The sequence below is a fragment of the Pseudonocardia sp. Ae150A_Ps1 genome (genome assembly GCF_001932315.1).
Lineage (GTDB): Bacteria > Actinomycetota > Actinomycetes > Mycobacteriales > Pseudonocardiaceae > Pseudonocardia.
Genome location: NZ_MCIJ01000001.1, coordinates 716,175 through 735,446, shown reverse-complemented (window position 1 = coordinate 735,446; position 19,272 = coordinate 716,175). Strand labels below are relative to the sequence as shown.

The following is a 19,272-nucleotide window of genomic DNA, read 5'->3' as shown; positions in this document are numbered from 1 at the left end:
GACGATGAACGAGAACCACGCACCCGCCGGTGGCAACGACGTCGTCACCGCGCTGCGCGCCGCGGTGAAGGAGACCGACCGGCTGCGCAGGCAGAACCGCATGCTGCAGGCCGCGGCCACCGAGCCGATCGCCGTCGTCGGCATGGGCTGCCGGTTCCCCGGCGGCGTCGACTCGCCCGAGGCCCTGTGGGACATGGTCGCCGGCGGCACCGACGTGATCTCCGGGTTCCCCACCGACCGCGGCTGGGACCTCGACGCGCTGCACTCCGGCGGCACCGACGCCCGGGACACCGAGATCAGCATGCGGGGCGGGTTCCTGGACGGCGTCGCCGACTTCGATCCCGGCTTCTTCGGGATCTCGCCGCGCGAGGCCGTCACGATGGACCCGCAGCAGCGGCTGCTGCTGACCACCGCCTGGGAGGCGATCGAGCGCGCCGGCATCGACGCCGGCCGGCTGCGCGGCAGCCGCACCGGCGCGTTCATCGGCACCAACGGGCAGGACTACGCCTACCTGCTGGTCCGCTCGCTCGACGACGCGACCGGCAACGTCGGCACCGGCATCGCCGCCAGCGCCGCGTCCGGGCGGCTGTCCTACACCCTGGGGCTGGAGGGGCCCGCGCTCACCGTCGACACGGCCTGCTCGTCGTCGCTGGTCGCGCTGCACCTCGCCGTGCAGTCCCTCCGCAACGGGGAGTGCTCCCTGGCTCTGGCCGGCGGCGTCAACGTCATGTCGACGCCCGGCTCGCTGGTCGAGTTCAGCCGCCAGGGCGGGCTGGCCCGCGACGGCCGCTGCAAGGCCTTCGCCGAGGGCGCCGACGGCACCGGCTGGTCCGAGGTCGCCGGGATCCTCGTGCTGGAGCGGCTCTCCGACGCCCGCCGCAACGGGCACCCGGTGCTCGCCGTCGTCCGCGGCTCCGCGGTCAACCAGGACGGTACCTCGAACGGGTTCACCGCGCCGAACGGGCCGTCCCAGCAGCGCGTCATCCGCGCCGCGCTCGCCAACGCCGAGCTGTCCACCGGCGACGTCGACGCCGTCGAGGCGCACGGCACCGGCACGCCGCTGGGCGACCCGATCGAGGCGCAGAGCATCCTCGCCACCTACGGCCGGGACCGCGAGCGGCCCCTCGCGCTCGGCTCGGTCAAGTCGAACATGGGCCACACCCAGGCCGCGTCCGGCGTCGCCGGCGTCATGAAGATGATCATGGCGATGCGGCACGGGGAGCTGCCCCGCACCCTGCACGTCGACCGCCCGTCGACCCACGTCGACTGGTCCGCCGGCGCGGTCGAGCTGCTCACCGAGGCGCGCCCGTGGCCCGCGGCGGACCGGCCGCGGCGCAGCGGCGTCTCCTCCTTCGGGGTGAGCGGCACCAACGCGCACGTCATCGTCGAGCAGGCACCCGCTCCGGCCGAGCCCGCCGCCGAGCCCGCCACCCGCGTCCCGCAGGTCCTGCCCTGGACGATCTCGGCGCGCACCCCGGCCGCCCTGCGCGACCAGGCCGCCGCGCTGCTCACCCACCTGGACGGCGACGGCGCACCCGCCGCGCTGGACACCGCGTACTCGCTCGCCACCACCCGCGCCGCGCAGGAGCACCGGCTCGCCGTCGTCACCGGCCCGGACGGCCGCGCCGGGCGCGACGCGCTCGCCGGCTGGCTGGAGCACGGCAGCGCGCCGGGCGTCGTGCTCGGTCAGGTCACCGGGCGCCCCCGGCTCGCCGCGCTGTTCTCCGGGCAGGGCGCGCAGCGCCTCGGCATGGGCCGCGAGCTGCACGCCCGGTTCGGAGTGTTCGCCGCCGCGTTCGACGAGATCGTCGCGCTGCTCGGGGAGGACCTCCGGGAGGTCGTCTGGGGGGACCGGGACACCGACGCCGCCGCGCTCGACGAGACCGGCCGGGCCCAGCCCGCGCTGTTCGCGGTCGAGGTCGCCCTGTACCGGCTCCTGGAGTCCTGGGGCGTGACCCCGGACGCCGTCGCCGGGCACTCGATCGGCGAGATCGCCGCCGCCCACGTCGCCGGCGTGTTCTCCCTCGACGACGCCTGCCGGCTGGTCGCCGCGCGGGCGTCGCTGATGCAGGCGCTGCCCCGCGGCGGCGCCATGGTCGCCGTGGAGGCCACCGAGGACGAGGTCGCCCCGCTGCTCACCGACGGCGTCGCGATCGCGGCCGTGAACGGGCCGTCGTCGGTCGTGGTGTCCGGCGAGGAGGACGCCACCCTGGCCGTCGCCGCCCGGCTCGCCGACCGCGGCCGGCGCACCAGCCGGCTGCGGGTGTCGCACGCGTTCCACTCGCCGCTGATGGACCCGATGCTCGACGAGTTCCGCGCCGTCGCCGAGGGCCTGTCCTACGCCGAGCCGCAGATCCCGCTAGTCTCCACCCTCACCGGCGCCCCGGCCACGGCGGAGCTGTGCGACCCCGGGTACTGGGTCCGCCACGTCCGCGACGCCGTCCGGTTCGCCGACGGCGTCCGCGCCCTCACCGACGCCGGGACCGGGGTGTTCCTGGAGATCGGCCCGGCCGGCGTGCTCACCGCGCTCGCCGCGCAGTCCGCCCCCGACGCCACCGCCGTCGCACTGCAGCGCACCGACCGCGACGAGGAGGCCGCCGCCGTCGCCGCGCTCGCCGCGCTGCACGTCGCGGGGACCCCGGTCGGCTGGGAGGCGTTCCACGCCGGCACCGGCGCCCGACCCACCGACCTGCCCACCTACGCGTTCCAGTACGAGCGGTACTGGCCGAAGGCCGTCCACCGGGCCGGTGACGCCGCCGGGCTCGGGCTCGCCCCCGCCGACCACCCGCTGCTCGGCGCCGCCATGTCCGTCGCCGGGTCCGACAAGCTGCTGCTCACCGGCACCCTGTCGCTGGCCACCCACCCGTGGCTCGCCGAGCACGTCGTCGGCGGCATGGCGTTCTTCCCCGGCACCGGGTTCCTCGAGCTCGCCGTCCGCGCCGCCGACCAGGCCGGCTGCGACCGCGTCGAGGAGCTCATGCTCGCCGCGCCGCTCGTGCTGCCCGCCACCGGCGCCGTCCAGATGCAGATCGCCGTCGGCGCCGCAGGCCCGGACGGCGTCCGCGACGTGAGCGTGTACGCCCGCCCCGCCCAGGACCCCGACGCCGACTGGACCCGGCACGCCACCGGCCGGGTCACCACCGGCGAGCAGGTCGAGGAGTTCGACGCGACCACCTGGCCGCCCCGCGACGCCGAGCCCGTCGCCGTCGACGGCCTCTACGACCGCTACGCCGGCAACGGCCTGGAGTACGGCCCGCTCTTCCGCGGCCTGCAGGCGGTGTGGCGCCGCGGCGACGAGATCCTCGCCGAGGTCGCGCTGCCCGCCTCCGGCGCCGACGACGCCGCCGAGTTCGGCCTGCACCCCGCCCTGTTCGACGCCGTCCTGCACAGCACCGTGTTCGCCTCCGCCGACGGTGACGACCGCAGCCTCCTGCCGTTCGCCTGGAACGGGGTGTCGCTGCACGCCGCCGGCGCGACGGCGCTGCGCGCGCGCGTCACCTCCGCCGGCGAGGACGCCGTCCGGATCAGCGCCGCCGACCCGCAGGGCCGGCCGGTGATCTCCGTCGAGTCCCTCACCCTGCGCGCCGCCGGGCCGGACGCGGCGGGCCCGGGCCGCCGCGACGACACGGGATCGCTGTTCCGGATGGACTGGGTGCCGCACACCCTCACCACGGCGGATGCGCCCGCGAGCTGGGCGATCCTCACCGGACCGGGCGCGCGGGGAACGGCCGCGGACCGGCTGGGCGCCGCCCTCGCCACCAGGACCCCGGCCGCCGGCGGATCGGGTGCGCCCGCCCCCGTTCGCACCGTCACCGACCTCGCCGAGCTGCACGGCGGTCCTTCCGGGAACGTCCCGGATCTCGTCGCCGTCCCGCTGGACGCCTGCGGCTCCGGCGACACCGACCCGGCCGCCGCGCACACCCTGGTCCGCGAGGTCCTCGCGCTGCTCCAGCAGTGGCTCGCCGACGACCGGCTCGCCCGCACCCGGCTGCTGTTCCTCACCCGCGGCGCCGTCGCCGACGGCGCGGGCGGCCCGCTCGACCTCGCCACCGCCCCGGTGTGGGGCCTGCTCCGCTCCGCACAGTCGGAGAACCCCGGCCGGCTGCTGCTCGCCGACCTCGACGACACCCCCGCGTCGCTCGCCGCCGTCGCGCAGCTGCCCGCACTGTTCGACGCCGACGAGCCGCAGGCGCTCGTCCCACCGGCCGGGACGCCGTGGCGGCTCGGCTGCCGCGCCAAGGGCAGCCTCGACGGCCTCGAGCTGGCACCGCACCCGGACGTCCTCGCCCCGCTCACCGGGCACGAGGTCCGGGTCGGGATCCGCGCCGCCGGCCTGAACTTCCGCGACGTCCTCAACGCGCTCGGGATGTACCCCGGCGACGCCGGGCTGTTCGGGTCCGAGGCCGCGGGCGTCGTCACCGCGGTCGGACCGGACGTCACGACGCTCGCCCCCGGCGACCGCGTCACCGGCATGCTGTTCGGCGGGTTCGGCCCGCTCGGCGTCACCGACGAGCGGATGCTCACCACCGTCCCGGACGGCTGGGAGTGGGAGACCGCAGCGTCGGTGCCGCTGGTGTTCCTCACCGCCTACCACGCGCTCGTCGACCTGGCCGGCCTCCGGCCGGGGGAGAAGGTGCTGATCCACGCGGGCGCCGGTGGCGTCGGCATGGCCGCGGTGCAGATCGCCCGGCACCTCGGTGCCGAGGTCTATGCGACGGCGTCGGAGCCGAAGCAGGACGTGCTCCGCTCGCTGGGGGTCGCCGACGACCACATCGCGTCGTCGCGGACCCTGGACTTCGCCGTCGAGTTCCCCAGCGGTCTCGACGTCGTCCTCAACGCCCTGTCCGGGGAGTTCGTCGACGCCTCGATGGGGCTGCTCGGCGACGGCGGCCGGTTCCTGGAGATGGGCAAGACCGACATCCGCGACGCCGCGGACCTCCCCGCCGGGATCACCTACCGGTTCTTCGACCTCGGCGCCGTCGACCCGCACCGCATCCAGGAGATGCTGCGCGCGCTCCTCGACCTGTTCGCCGAGGGTGCGCTGTCCCCGCTGCCGGTCCGCAGCTGGGACGTGCGCCACGCCGTCGAGGCGTTCCGGTTCATGAGCTCCGCCCGGCACGTCGGCAAGCTCGTGCTCACCGTCCCGCCGCCGCTCGACCCGGACGGCACCGTGCTCGTCACCGGCGGCACCGGCGGGCTCGCCGCCGCACTGGCCCGTCACCTCGTCACGACCCACGGCGTGCGACACCTGCTGCTCACGAGCCGCCGCGGGCCCGGCGCGCCCGGCGCCGGCGACCTGCGCGACGAGCTGATCGCGGCCGGCGCCGAGGTCACCGTCGCCGCCTGCGACGTCGCCGACCGCGACGCGCTCGCCGCCCTGCTCGACGCCGTCCCGGCCGCGCACCCGCTCACCGCGGTCGTGCACACCGCGGGCGTCCTCGACGACGGCACCGTCACCTCGCTGACCCCGGACGCGGTCGACACCGTGCTGCGCCCCAAGGTCGACGCCGCCTGGCACCTGCACGACCTCACCCGCGACCACGACCTCGCCGCGTTCGTCCTCTACTCCTCGACGGCCGGGGTCATGGGCGGCCCCGGCCAGGGCAACTACGCGGCCGGCAACACCTTCCTCGACGCGCTCGCCGCGCACCGGCACGCCCTCGGGCTGCCCGCCACCTCGCTGGCCTGGGGCGCCTGGGAGCAGGGCGCCGGGATGACCGGCGGCCTGTCCGACCACGACGTCGCCCGGGTCGGCAGCACCGGCGGCATGCCCCTGCTGTCCGTCGAGCACGGCCTCGCGCTCTACGACGCCGCGACCCTCGCCGCGGAACCCCTCGTCGTCCCGCTCGGCCTCACCGGCGGCGGGAACCTGCCGTCGGCCGACGGCGTCCCCGCCGTGCTGCGCGGCCTCGTCCGCACCGGCGGCCGCCGCCGGGCCGGCACCGCCGGCGTCGCCCGCGCGGGCCTCGCCGAGCGTCTCGCCGGGCTGCCCGCCGACGACCGCGGCCCCGTCCTCGTCGATCTCGTCCGCACCGAGGCCGCGACCGTCCTCGGGCTCGGCGGCCCCGACGGGATCGACGCCCGCCACGAGTTCCGCCGCATCGGCTTCGACTCGCTCACCGCGATCGAGCTGCGCAACCGGCTGGGCACCGCGTCCGGGCTCACCCTGCCCGCCACGCTGATCTTCGACTACCCGACGCCGGAACGGCTCGCCGCGTACCTGCTCGACGAGCTGGCCGGGGACGACGCGGCGACCGTCCCCGACGACCCCGTGACGGCGCGCGCCGACGCCGACGACCCGATCGTCGTCGTCGGGATCGGGTGCCGGTTCCCCGGCGGCGTCGGCTCCCCGGAGCAGCTGTGGGACCTCGTCGCCGGCGGCACCGACGCGATCACCGGCTTCCCGCCGGACCGCGAGTGGGACCGGCACCCACCGCTCGGCGGCGGCGAGCCCGGCGAGCTCACCGGGCAGGGCGGGTTCCTCGACGACATCGTCGGCTTCGACGCCGAGTTCTTCGGGATCGCCCCGCGCGAGGCCCTCGCCATGGACCCGCAGCAGCGGATCCTCCTCGAGGTCGCCTGGGAGGCCGCCGAACGCGCCGGGATCGACCCGCACACGCTGCGCGGCAGCCGCACCGGCGTCTTCATGGGCGTCTCCGGCCAGGACTACTCCGGCCTGGTCATGCGCTCCGCCGACGACATCGCGAGCCACGCGACCACCGGCCTCGCGGTCAGCGTCGTGTCCGGGCGCCTCGCCTACGCCCTCGGCCTGGAGGGCCCCGCCCTCTCGGTCGACACCGCCTGCTCGTCGTCGCTGGTGTCGCTGCACCTCGCCGCGCAGGCGTTGCGGGCGGGGGAGTGCGACATGGCACTCGCCGGCGGCGTCACCGTGATGACGACCCCCGCGAACTTCACCGGCTTCTCCCGGATGGGCGGCCTCGCCGGCGACGGGCGCTGCAAGGCGTTCTCCGACTCCGCCGACGGCACCGGCTGGTCCGAGGGCGCGGCCGTGCTCACCCTGGAGCGGCTCTCCGCCGCGCGCCACCACGGGCACCGGGTGCTCGCCGTCGTCCGCGGGTCCGCGGTCAACCAGGACGGCGCGTCCAACGGCCTCACCGCCCCGAACGGACCCGCCCAGCAGCGGGTCATCCGGCAGGCGCTGACCGACGCCGGACTGTCCACCGCCGACGTCGACGCCGTCGAGGCGCACGGCACCGGCACCCCGCTGGGCGACCCCATCGAGGCCCAGGCCGTACTCGCCACCTACGGCCGCGACCGGGCCCCGGAGCAGCCGCTGCTGCTCGGCTCGGTGAAGTCCAACATCGGGCACACCCAGTCCGCGGCCGGTGCCGCCGGGCTGATCAAGATGATCATGTCGATGGCGCACGGCGAGCTGCCGCGCACGCTGCACGTCACCGAGCCGTCGTCGCACGTCGACTGGTCGGACGGCACCGTCGCGCTCCTCACCGAGCAGACCCCGTGGCCGGAGACCGGGCACGCCCGCCGCGCCGGGGTGTCGTCGTTCGGGATCAGCGGCACCAACGCGCACGTGGTGCTGGAGCAGGCGCCCGCGGAGCCCGCGCCGGCCGCGGCGTCCACCCCGGACGTCGTCGCCTGGCCGGTCTCCGCGCGGACCCCCGCCGCACCCGATCTGCCCCCGTCCGGTGTCGCGCACACCCTCGCCACCGGGCGCGCCCTGTTCGAGCACCGCGCCGTGCTGCTCGCCGGGCCCGAGGGGACCACCGAGGCCGCCCGCGGCGCCGCCGTCACGCGCGGCACCGCGTTCCTGTTCTCCGGGCAGGGGGCGCAGCGCCTCGGCATGGGCCGCGAGCTGCACGCCCGCTCCGCGGTGTTCGCCGACGCGTTCGACGAGATCGTCGCCCTCCTCGACGCCGAGCTCGGCTGCTCGCTGCGCGACGTCGTCTGGGGCGACGACGCCGACGCCCTGGACCGCACCCGCCACACCCAGCCGGCGCTGTTCGCGATCGAGGTGGCGCTGTACCGGCTCGTCACGTCGTGGGGCGTGCGGCCCGACCAGCTCGCCGGCCACTCGGTCGGCGAGATCGCCGCCGCGCACGTCGCCGGGGTGTTCTCCCTCGCCGACGCGTGCCGGCTGGTCGCCGCCCGCGCCCGCCTGATGGACGCCCTGCCCGCCGGCGGCGCGATGACCGCCGTCGAGGCGGGCGAGGACGAGGTGATCCCGCTGCTCACCGGCGGGACCGCGATCGCCGCCGTGAACGGGCCGGCGGCCGTCGTCGTGTCCGGTGCGGCCGCCGAGGTCGACGCCGTCGCCGCCGAGCTCGCCGGCCGCGGCCGCCGCACCACGGCGCTGCGGGTCAGCCACGCGTTCCACTCGCCGCTGATGGACCCGGTCCTCGACGACTTCCGCGCCGTCGCGCAGGACCTCACCTACACGCTGCCCACCATCCCGGTCGTGTCGCTCCTCGCCGGTGCGGGCTCGCCGCACGACCTGGCGACCCCGGAGCACTGGGTGCGCCACGTCCGCGAGTCCGTGCGCTTCGCCGACGGCATCGCCACCCTCACCGGCCGCGGCGTCACCGCCTTCCTGGAGATCGGTCCCGACGGCGTGCTGTCCGCCCCGGCCCGGGCCGCGCTGCCCGGCACCGGTGACGACGCGGCCGTCGTCACGCCCGCGCTGCGGTCCGGCCGCGGCGAGGAGGCCGCGCTGCTCACCGCGCTCGCCCGGCTGCACGTCGCCGGCGTCGACGTCGACTGGGCGGCCGGGCTCACCGGCACCGGCCGCGGCGCCGACCTGCCCACCTACGCCTTCCAGCACGAGCGGTTCTGGCCGCGGCTCGCCACCGGCGAGACGACCGGCACCGGCGACGACGCCGAGTTCTGGGCCGCCGTCGAGCGGGAGGACGTCGGCGAGCTCGCCACCCGGCTCGACGTCGACGGCGACCGGCTCGGCGCCGTCCTGCCCGCACTCGCGGCCTGGCGGACCCGGCGCCGCACCGACGCCTCGGTGGACCGGCTCCGCCACCGGGAGACCTGGCGCCCGCTGGCGCTGCCCACCTCCGCCGGACCGGTCCGGTACCTGGTGCTCGTCCCGGCCGCCGCGGCCGGTGACCCGTGGGTCGGCGACGTCGTCGCCGCGCTCGGCCCGGACACCCGCCGGGTCGACCTCGCGGACGGCGACACCGGCCGCGCCGGGCTCGCCGCGGCGCTCACCGAGCACGCGACCGCCGGGACCACCGGCGTCGTGTCCCTTCTCGGGCTCGACGAGACCCCGTGCGTGTCCACCGTGGACGACACCGGATCCGGGGTGGACGCGGTGCCCGCCGGGCTCGCCGCGACCGCGGCGCTCGCCGCCGCGCTCGCCGACACCGGCGTCGCCGCCCGGGTGCACGCCGTGACCCCCGCGGCGCCGTCGCACCGGCGGGCGAGGCACCGGCCGCACCCCTCCAGGCGGCCGTCTGGGGTCTGGGCCGGGTCGCCGCGCTGGAGCTGCCCCGCCAGTGGGGCGGCCTGGTCGACCTGCCTGCCGAGCTGGACGCCGCCACCGCCCGCCGGCTCCCTGCCGTGCTCGCCGGAGACGAGGACCAGGTCGCGCTGCGCGCCACCGGCGCCCACGGCCGCCGCATGACCCCGGCACCGGCCGGGCCCGCCGACGGACCGGCGGGTGAGCCGGCCGGGGACTGGACCCCGACCGGCACCGTCCTGATCACCGGCGGCACCGGCGCCCTCGGCGGGCACGTCGCCCGCCGGCTCGCCGCCGACGGCGCACCGCACCTGGTGCTGCTGGGCCGCCGCGGCCCGGACGCCCCCGGCGCGGACGCGCTGCGCGCGGAGCTGGAGGAGCTCGGTGCGGGCGTCACCGTCGCCGCGTGCGACGCCGCCGACCGGGACCAGCTGTCCGTGGTGCTCGGCGCGATCCCGGCCGACCGGCCGCTCACCGGCGTCGTGCACGCCGCAGGCGTCCTCGACGACGGCGTCCTCACCGGGCTCACCACCGAGCGCCTCGGCGGGGTGTTCCGCGCCAAGCTCGCCCCCGCACTGCTGCTCGACGAGCTGACCCGCGACCGCGAGCTCGACGCGTTCGTCCTGTTCTCGTCGGTGGTGGGCAGCGTCGGCAACCCCGGCCAGGCCGGCTACGCCGCCGCGAACGCCGCCCTCGACGCGCTCGCCGCCCGCCGCGTCGCCGAGGGCCGCCCGGCCACCGCCGTCGCCTGGGGCGCCTGGGCCGGCGACGGCATGGCCGCCCGGCACACCGGCACCGGGACGACCCCGGACGGGCTGCTGGACCCGGACCTCGCCGTCCGGGCGATGGTCCGGGCGGTCGCCGAGCAGCAACCCACCCTGGTGTTCGCCGACCTCACCCGCCCGCGCCGGCTGGAGGCGCTGCTGTCGGTGCGGCCCAGCCCGCTGCTCGCGGACCTGCCCGCCGCCCGGGACATCGCCCGCGCCGCGGAGGAGACGCGCCGCCTCGACGACGCCGCGGGCGGGCTGCGCGCCCGGCTCGCCGCCGCCGGACCGGACGACCGGACCGCCGTCCTGCTCGACCTGGTGCGCGACACCGCGTCCGGGGTGCTCGGGCACTCCGGGCCGGACGCGATCCGATCCGCGAAACCGTTCCGCGACCTGGGCTTCGACTCGCTCACCGCGGTCGAGCTCAGCAACGCGCTGTCCGCCGCGACCGGCCTGTCCCTGCCCGCGAGCCTCGTCTTCGACCACCCCACGCCGCGTGCGCTGGCCGCGCACCTGGTCGCGGAGCTGACCGGCGAGACCGGCAGCGCCGAGCCCACCGGGGTGACCGTCGCCGTCGCCGTCGCCGTCGCCGACGACCCGATCGTCGTCGTCGGGACGGCCTGCCGGCTCCCCGGCGGGGTCACCACGCCCGACGAGTTCTGGCGGATGCTCGTCGACGGTGACGACGGCATCACCGGCTTCCCCACCGACCGCGGCTGGGACCTCGACGTCCTCGCCGGCGACGGCCAGGGCCGCAGCGCCACCCGCGAGGGCGGCTTCCTGCACGACGCCGCCGGCTTCGACCCCGCCTTCTTCGACATCTCGCCCCGCGAGGCCGTCGCGATGGACCCGCAGCAGCGCCTGCTGCTGGAGACCACGTGGGAGGCGTTCGAACGCACCGGCACCGACCCGGCCCGGCTGCGCGGCAGCCGCACCGGCGTGTTCGTCGGCACCAACGGGCAGGACTACGCGAACCTCCTGCTGCGCTCCCCGGACGACGTCGAGGGCCACGCCGGGACCGGCCTCGCCGCGAGCGTCATCTCCGGCCGGCTCGCCTACGCGTTCGGCCTGGAGGGCCCCGCGGTCACCGTCGACACCGCCTGCTCGTCGTCGCTGGTCGCGGTGCACTGGGCGGCCCAGGCGCTGCGCGCGGGGGAGTGCGACGCCGCGCTCGCCGGCGGCGTCACCGTCATGTCGACCTCCACCAGCTTCGCCGGGTTCACCCGGCAGGGCGGCCTCGCCCCCGACGGACGGTGCAAGGCGTTCTCCGACGACGCCGACGGCACCGGCTGGTCCGAGGGCGTCGGCGTGCTCGTGCTGGAGCGGCAGTCCACCGCGGTCGCCCGCGGGCACGAGATCCTCGCCGTCGTCCGCGGCTCCGCCGTCAACTCCGACGGCGCCTCGAACGGCCTGACCGCGCCCAACGGGCCGTCCCAGCAGCGGGTCATCCGGCAGGCCCTCGCCTCCGGCGGCCTGACCCCGGCCGACGTCGACGCCGTCGAGGCGCACGGCACCGGCACCGTGCTCGGCGACCCGATCGAGGCGCAGGCCCTGCTCGCCGCCTACGGCCGGGACCGGGAGCACCCGCTGCTGCTCGGCTCGGTGAAGTCCAACATCGGCCACACCCAGGCCGCGGCGGGCGCCGCCGGCCTGATCAAGATGATCCTCGCGCTGCGGCACGGCACGCTGCCGCGCACGCTCAACGTCGCCGCCCCGTCGAGCCGGGTCGACTGGACCGCCGGGTCGGTCGAGCTGCTCACCGAGCAGGTGCCGTGGCCGGAGACCGGGCGCGCCCGGCGGGCCGGGATCTCGTCGTTCGGGATCAGCGGCACCAACGCCCACGTCGTGCTGGAGCAGGCGCCGGAGCTCCCGGCACCGGCTGCGGTGACCGCGCCCGCCGTCACCCCGTGGGTGGTCTCCGCCCGCTCCGGGCCCGCGCTCGACGCCCAGCTCGACCGGCTGCGCGCCGCGACGGCCGCCCGCCCGGACGTCGCCGCCGCCGACGTCGGGTACGCGCTGGCCACCGGCCGGTCGGTGTTCGAGCACCGCGCCGTGCTCCTCGCCGGCGCCGGGGCAGCCGGTGTCACCGAGGTCGCGCGGGCCGAGGCGATCGAGCGGTCCACGGCGTTCCTGTTCTCCGGGCAGGGTGCCCAGCGCCTCGGCATGGGCCGCGAGCTGCACGCCCGCCACCCCGTGTTCGCCGACGCGCTCGACACCACGCTCGCCCACCTGGACCCGTCGCTGCGCGACGTCGTCTGGGGCGACGGCGACACCGCCGCCGCCGCGCTCGACGACACCGGCGCCACCCAGCCCGCACTGTTCGCCGTCGAGGTCGCGCTGTTCCGGCTCCTGGAGTCCTGGGGCCTCACCCCGGACGCCGTCGCCGGGCACTCGGTCGGCGAGATCGCCGCCGCCCACGTCGCGGGCGTGTTCTCGCTGGAGGACGCCTGCACGCTCGTCGCCGCCCGGGCCCGCCTGATGGCGGCCCTGTCTGCCGGTGGCGCGATGGTCGCCGTCGAGGCGGACGAGGAGGAGGTCGCGCCGCTGCTGACCGGCGGCGTCGCCGTCGCCGCCGTGAACGGCCCGTCCGCGGTGGTCCTGTCCGGGACCGCCGACGAGGTCGACGCCGTCGCCGCCGAGCTGGCCGGACGGGGGCGCCGCACCACGGCGCTGCGGGTCAGCCACGCGTTCCACTCGCCGCTGATGGAGCCGATGCTCGACGGGTTCCGCGCCGTCGTGGCCGGGCTGGACCCCGCCGAGCCGCGGATCCCCGTGGTCTCGACGGTCACCGGCGCCCCGGCCGCCGCCGAGCTGTGCGACCCGGAGCACTGGGTGCGGGGCGTGCGCGACACGGTGCGCTTCGCCGACGCGGTGCGGGCGCTGACCGGCCGCGGGACGACCGCGTTCCTGGAGATCGGGCCGGACGCCGTGCTGTCCGCCCCGGCCCGCTCCTGCGTCCCCGACTCCGCGGTGGTCGTCCCGGCGCTGCGCGGCGCCGGCGACGAGGACCGCACCCTGCTCACCGCACTGGCCCGGCTGCACGTCGCCGGGACCGCGGTGGACTGGGCGGCCGTCCTCGACGGGACCGCGACCCGGCCGGTGGCGCTGCCGACGTACCCGTTCCAGCGGGAACGCTTCTGGCCCACCGTCGCCGCCACGACCCCGGCCGACGCCGGTGGCCTCGGCCTGCGCGCCGGCGGGCACCCGCTGCTCGGCGCCGCGACCGCCGTCGCCGGGTCGGACGAGATCCTCCTGACCGGCCGCCTCACGCCCGCCGACCTGGGGTGGGCCGGCGACGACCTCCCCGCCCTCCCCGCGTCGGTGCTCGCCGAGCTCGCCGTCCGCGCGGGCGACGAGATCGGCGCCACGACCGTCGAGGAGCTGACGATCACCGCGCCGCTGCCCACCGGGGCGCCGCGGCTGCTGCAGGTGAGGGTCGGCGAACCGGACGACGACGGCCGCCGGCCCGTCGACGTGCACTCGCGGCCCGCCGAGGGCCCCGCCGGGGGCACCGGGGACGTCGACGGTGCGGGCCGGTGGCTGCGGCACGCCACCGGCGTGCTGACCGCGGCCCCGGCCACCGATCCGGCGGCCGGGGCGGGCACCGGGCAGCCGGCCGGTGCCGCGTGGCCGCCGCCGGGCGCGACGCCGCTGCCCGGCCTGCCCGGCGCCGTCGGGCCGGTCACCGTCCGGGGCGGCTGGCAGCACGACGGGGCCCTGCTCGCCGAGCTCGAGCTCACCGGGCAGCCCGCCGCCGGTGCCGCGTACACGCTGCACCCGGCCCTGCTCGACGTCGCCGCCCGGTTCGGCGCGCCCACCGACGACGCCGACCTCGCCGCCCTGCGGGACGTCACGCTGCACGCGTCGGAGGCCACCGTGCTGCGGGTCCGGCTCACCGACCGCGGCGACGGCACCCGGACCCTCGCGGCGTCGGACGCGCAGGGGGCACCCGTGCTCACCGCGGGCGCGCTCACCCTGGCCGAGCCCGCCGCCACGACCGGTCCGGCCGGGTCCACCGACGCCGCCCTGCTCACCCTCGACTGGACCGCCGCACCCCCGACCGACCGGACCACGACGGCCGGGTGGGGGGTCCTCGGCGACGGCCTGCCCGAGCTCGACGACGCCCTGGCCGCGTCCGGCGGGACCCCGCCGGTCCGCGCGACCTCGGTCGGCGCGCTGCTCGACTCCGGCGACCCGCTGCCGCCGGTCGTCCTCGCCCCGGTCTCCGGGGACCCCGGGCCGGACGGGGCCGGTCTCCCGGCCGCGACCCGTGCCACCACCGGCGCCGTGCTGGAGCTGCTGCAGCGCTGGTCCGGGGACGCCCGCACGACCGGCTCCCGCCTCGTCGTCGTCACCCGGGGTGCGGTCGCCGCCGGTGCGGGCGACGTGCCCGACCTCGGCGCGGCCCCGGTCTGGGGGCTCGTCCGGTCCGCGCAGTCCGAGGACCCGGGCAGCGTCGTGCTGCTCGACCTCGACCCGGCAGCCCCCGGTGCCGGGCTCGGCGCCGCCCTGGAGGCCCTGCCCGGCCTGGCCGCGGCGGGGGAGACCCAGGCGGCCCTGCGCGGCGGCGACCTCACCGTCGCCCGCCTGACCCGGGCCACGCCGGACGCCCCCGCACCGGCGGCGTGGGACCCGGACGGCACCGTCCTGGTCACCGGCGGTACCGGTGGCCTCGGTGCGCTGCTCGCGCGGCACCTCGTCAGCACCCGCGGCGTGCGGCACCTGCTGCTCGCCGGCCGCCGCGGCCCGGCCGCCCCCGGGGCCGCCGAGCTGCGCGCCGAGCTCACCGCGCTCGGCGCCGAGGTCACCCTCGCGGCCTGCGACGTCGCCGACCCGGCCGCCGTCGCCGGCCTCGTCGACTCGGTCCCCGCCGCACACCCGCTGACCGCGGTCGTGCACACCGCGGGCGTGCTCGACGACGCCACCGTCGGGTCGCTCGACGCGACCCGGATGGACCGGGTGCTGCGCCCGAAGGCGGACGCCGCATGGCACCTGCACGAGGCGACACGCGAGCTGCCGCTGGCCGCGTTCGTCCTGTACTCCTCGGTCGCCGGGATCACCGGCGGCCCCGGCCAGGGCAACTACGCGGCCGCCAACAGCTTCCTGGACGCGCTCGCCGCGCACCGTGCGGCACGCGGCCTGGCCGGACTGTCGCTGGCCTGGGGGCCGTGGTCCGCCGACGCCGGCATGACCGGCACCCTCGACGCCGCCGAGCGGGAGCGGCACGAGCGCTCCGGGATGCCGCCGCTGCAGCCCGACCAGGGGCTCGCCCTGTTCGACACCGCCATCGCCCGCGGTGACCGGTTCACCGTGGCGGCCCGGTTCGCCGCCGGGGCCGGAGCGGCCGCGGGCGACGTCCCGGCCGTGCTGCGCGCCCTGGTGCGCAGCAGGCGCCGGACCGCGGCGGCCACCGAGGGCGCGGGCGGCCTGCTCCGGCGGCTCGCCGGGCTGGAGCCCGACGCCCGGTACGCCGAGCTGCTGGAGCTGGTCCGCACCGAGACGGCGGGCGTGCTCGGGCACACCGGCGCCGACGCCGTCCCGGCCGACCGGGACTTCAGCCGGCTCGGGTTCGACTCGCTCACCGGCGTCGAGCTGCGGATGCGGCTGGCCGCCGCCACCGGGAGCCGGCTCCCGGCGACGCTGGTCTTCGACCACCCCACCCCGGCCGAGGTGGCCCGCCACCTCGACGGCGAGGTCGTCGGCTCCGCGGGCCCGGCGGCAGCGGCGTCGCCGCTGGCCGAGCTGGACCGGCTGGAGGCAGCACTGTCCCCGGACGGCGCCGACCCCGAGACCCGCAGCGGGGTCGCCCGCCGGCTGCGCCGCCTGCTGGAGCGGTGGGACGGCGCCCGGCCCGACGGGGCCCACACCGACGGCCGCACCGCCGTCGACGAGCGCCTCGACGCGGCGAGCACCGAGCAGGTCCTCGCCTTCATCGACAACGAACTCGGCCGGTCGTCGGCGAGCTGACCCCGGACCCCCACGAACGAGAGAGGCGGACAGGACCATGCCCGACGAACAGAAGCTCGTCGACTACCTGAAGTGGGTCACGGCCGATCTGCACGACACCCGCCGACGGCTGGCCGAGGCGGAGTCCGGGCGGGACGAGCCCGTCGCGATCGTCGGCATGGCCTGCCGGTTCCCCGGCGGGGTCCGCTCCCCGGAGGACCTGTGGGAGCTGCTCGCCGGCGGCCGCGCCGGCATCGGCCCGTTCCCCGACGACCGCGGCTGGGACCTCGACGTGCTCGCCGGTGACGGGCCCGGCGCCAGCGCCACCCAGCGCGGCGGGTTCCTGCCCGGCGCCGCCGAGTTCGACCCGTCGTTCTTCGACATCTCCCCGCGCGAGGCGCTCGCGATGGACCCGCAGCAGCGGCTGCTGCTGGAGACCGCGTGGGAGGCGTTCGAGCGGTCCGGGATCGACCCGGCCGGGCTGCGCGGCAGCCGCACCGGCGTGTTCGTCGGCACGAACGGGCAGGACTACACCCACCTCGTCCTCGCCTCCGGCGACGACATGGGCGGCTACGCCGGGAACGGCCTCGCCGCCAGCGTGCTGTCCGGGCGCGTGTCGTTCGCCCTCGGGCTGCAGGGCCCCGCCGTCACCCTGGACACGGCGTGCTCGTCGTCGCTGGTCGGGCTGCACCTCGCGGCCCAGGCCGTCCGCAGCGGGGAGTGCGGCCTCGCGCTGGCCGGTGGCGTCACCGTGATGACCACCCCGGCGAACTTCTCCGGGTTCAGCCTGCACGGCGGCCTCGCCCCGGACGGGCGCTGCAAGGCCTTCGCCGACGGCGCCGACGGCACCGGCTGGTCCGAGGGCATCGGCCTGCTCGTCGTCGAGACGCTGTCCGACGCCCGCGCCAACGGGCACCCGGTGCTCGCCGTGCTCAGCGGGTCGGCCGTGAACCAGGACGGCGCGTCGAACGGGCTCAGCGCCCCGAACGGGCCCGCGCAGCAGCGCGTGATCCGCCAGGCGCTCGCGAGCGGCGGGCTGTCCCCGGCCGACGTCGACGCCGTCGAGGCGCACGGTACCGGCACCGCGCTCGGCGACCCCATCGAGGCGCAGGCCCTGCTCGCCACCTACGGCGCCGACCGCGACCCCGGCCGGCCGCTGCTGCTCGGCTCCGTGAAGTCCAACCTCGGCCACACCCAGGCCGCCGCCGGCGCCGCCGGGGTGATCCGGACCGTGCTGGCACTGCAACACGCGACGCTGCCACGGACCCTGCACGTCGACGCGCCGTCGAGCCACGTCGACTGGTCCGCCGGGGCGGTGCGGCTGCTCACCGAGCAGACCGCCTGGCCGGAGACCGGACGGGCCCGCCGCGCCGGGGTGTCGTCGTTCGGGATCAGCGGCACCAACGCCCACGTCGTCCTCGAACAGGCCCCCGCCGACCCGGCGGAACCGGCGGAGCCCGCGGTGTCGCCGCGGGCCGTCGCCTGGCCGGTCTCGGCCCGCTCCGCCACGGCGCTCGACGCCCAGCTGGAACACCTCCGCGCCCTCGGGCCGGGGCACGCCCCGGCCGACGTCGGCCACGCCTTGGCCACCACCCGCAGCGCGTTCGCGCACCGCGCGCTGCTCGTCCACACCGCGGACGGGCTCACCGAGGCCGTCCGCGACGTCGTGCCCACCGGCGACCGCGGCGGGCTCGCGGTGCTGTTCTCCGGGCAGGGCTCGCAGCGGCTCGGCGCCGGCCGGGAGCTGCACGCCCGGTTCGGAGTGTTCGCGGCCGCGTTCGACGAGACCGTCGACCTGCTCGACGCCCGGCTCGGCACCGCGCTGCGCGACGTCGTCTGGGGCACCGACCGGGCCGCGCTCGACGACACCCGGCACACCCAGCCCGTGCTGTTCGCGACCGGGGTCGCGCTCTACCGGCTCGTCGAGTCCTGGGGCGTGCGGCCCGGCCACGTCGCCGGCCACTCGGTCGGCGAGATCACCGCCGCGCACGTGGCCGGGGTCCTCTCCCTCGACGACGCCTGCACCCTCGTCGCCGCCCGCGCCCGGCTCATGGCCGACCTGCCCGCGGGCGGGGCGATGGTCGCCCTGCGGGCCCGCGAGGACGAGGTCGCCCCGCTGCTGGGCGACGATGTCGCGATCGCCGCCGTCAACGCCCCCGACGCGGTCGTGGTCTCCGGCGACGCCGACGCCGTCGCCGCCGTCCGGGCCCGGTTCGACGCCGACGGCCGCAGCACCCGCGCCCTCGCCGTCAGCCACGCGTTCCACTCACCGCTGATCGACCCGATGCTCGACGCGTTCGCCCGGGTCGTCGACGGCCTCACGTTCGCCGAGCCGCAGATCCCCGTCGTGTCGAACCTGACCGGCGCCGTCGACGGCGGGCTCACCGACCCCGGCTACTGGGTCCGGCACGCCCGCGGCGCCGTCCGCTTCGGTGACGGCGTCGCGGCACTGGCCGGGCTCGGCGTCCGGACCTTCCTCGAGCTCGGCCCCGACGCGGTGCTGTCCGCGCTGGTCGCCGAGAACGCGCCCGACGCGGTCGCCGTGCCCGCGCTGCGCCGCGACGCCGGCGAGGAGGCCACCGTGCTCGGCGCGGCCGGTGCACTGTGGACCCGCGGGACCGGCGTCGGCTGGGCGGCGGTCGCCGAGGGCACCACCACCCCGCACGCCGCCCCGGTGCCGCTGCCGACCTACCCGTTCGACCGGGAGCGGTACTGGCCGACGCTGCGGGCCGGCACCGTCGACGCGGCCGGGCTCGGCCTCACCGCCGCCGGGCACCCGCTGCTCGGCGCCGCCGTCGCCCTCGCCGACGCCGACCGCACCGTCCTCACCGGACGGCTCTCCCGGCGGACCCAGCCGTGGCTGCCCGGCGGTCCGGTGCCCGCCACCGTGTTCGCCGAGCTCGCGGTCCGCGCCGGTGACCAGGTCGGCGCCCCGCGGGTCGAGGAGCTCGATCTCGTCGCCCCGCTGAGCGTCGGCGACCGCGACGGCGTGGCCCTGCAGGTCTCCGTGGACAGCGCCGTCGACGCCGCCGTGGACAGCGCCGTGGACACCGGCACCGGCACCGGTGCCGTCGGTGGGCGCCTGCGGCTGACCGTGCACGCCCGCCCCCCCCGACG

Annotated in this window: 2 protein-coding genes and 1 pseudogene; all 3 read left to right on the top strand. The window is 77.8% G+C overall.

The genetic code is table 11. The annotated features are described in order from the left end of the window. Positions 1-4 precede the first annotated feature (4 nt). Complete coding sequence (locus Ae150APs1_RS33265) at positions 5-9,607, top strand: type I polyketide synthase (RefSeq protein ID WP_075295669.1); 9,603 nt, start codon at positions 5-7, stop codon at positions 9,605-9,607. After that, a complete protein-coding gene (locus Ae150APs1_RS33260; protein ID WP_075329524.1) occupies positions 9,544-16,176 on the top strand; it encodes a type I polyketide synthase in 6,633 nt (2,210 codons plus the stop codon). Before Ae150APs1_RS33265 ends, Ae150APs1_RS33260 begins: the two co-directional genes overlap by 64 nt. Before the next feature lie 37 nt (positions 16,177-16,213). Then, positions 16,214-19,117 (top strand): annotated as a pseudogene (locus tag Ae150APs1_RS33255) (type I polyketide synthase); the annotation flags it as partial. Positions 19,118-19,272: the final 155 nt, after the last annotated feature.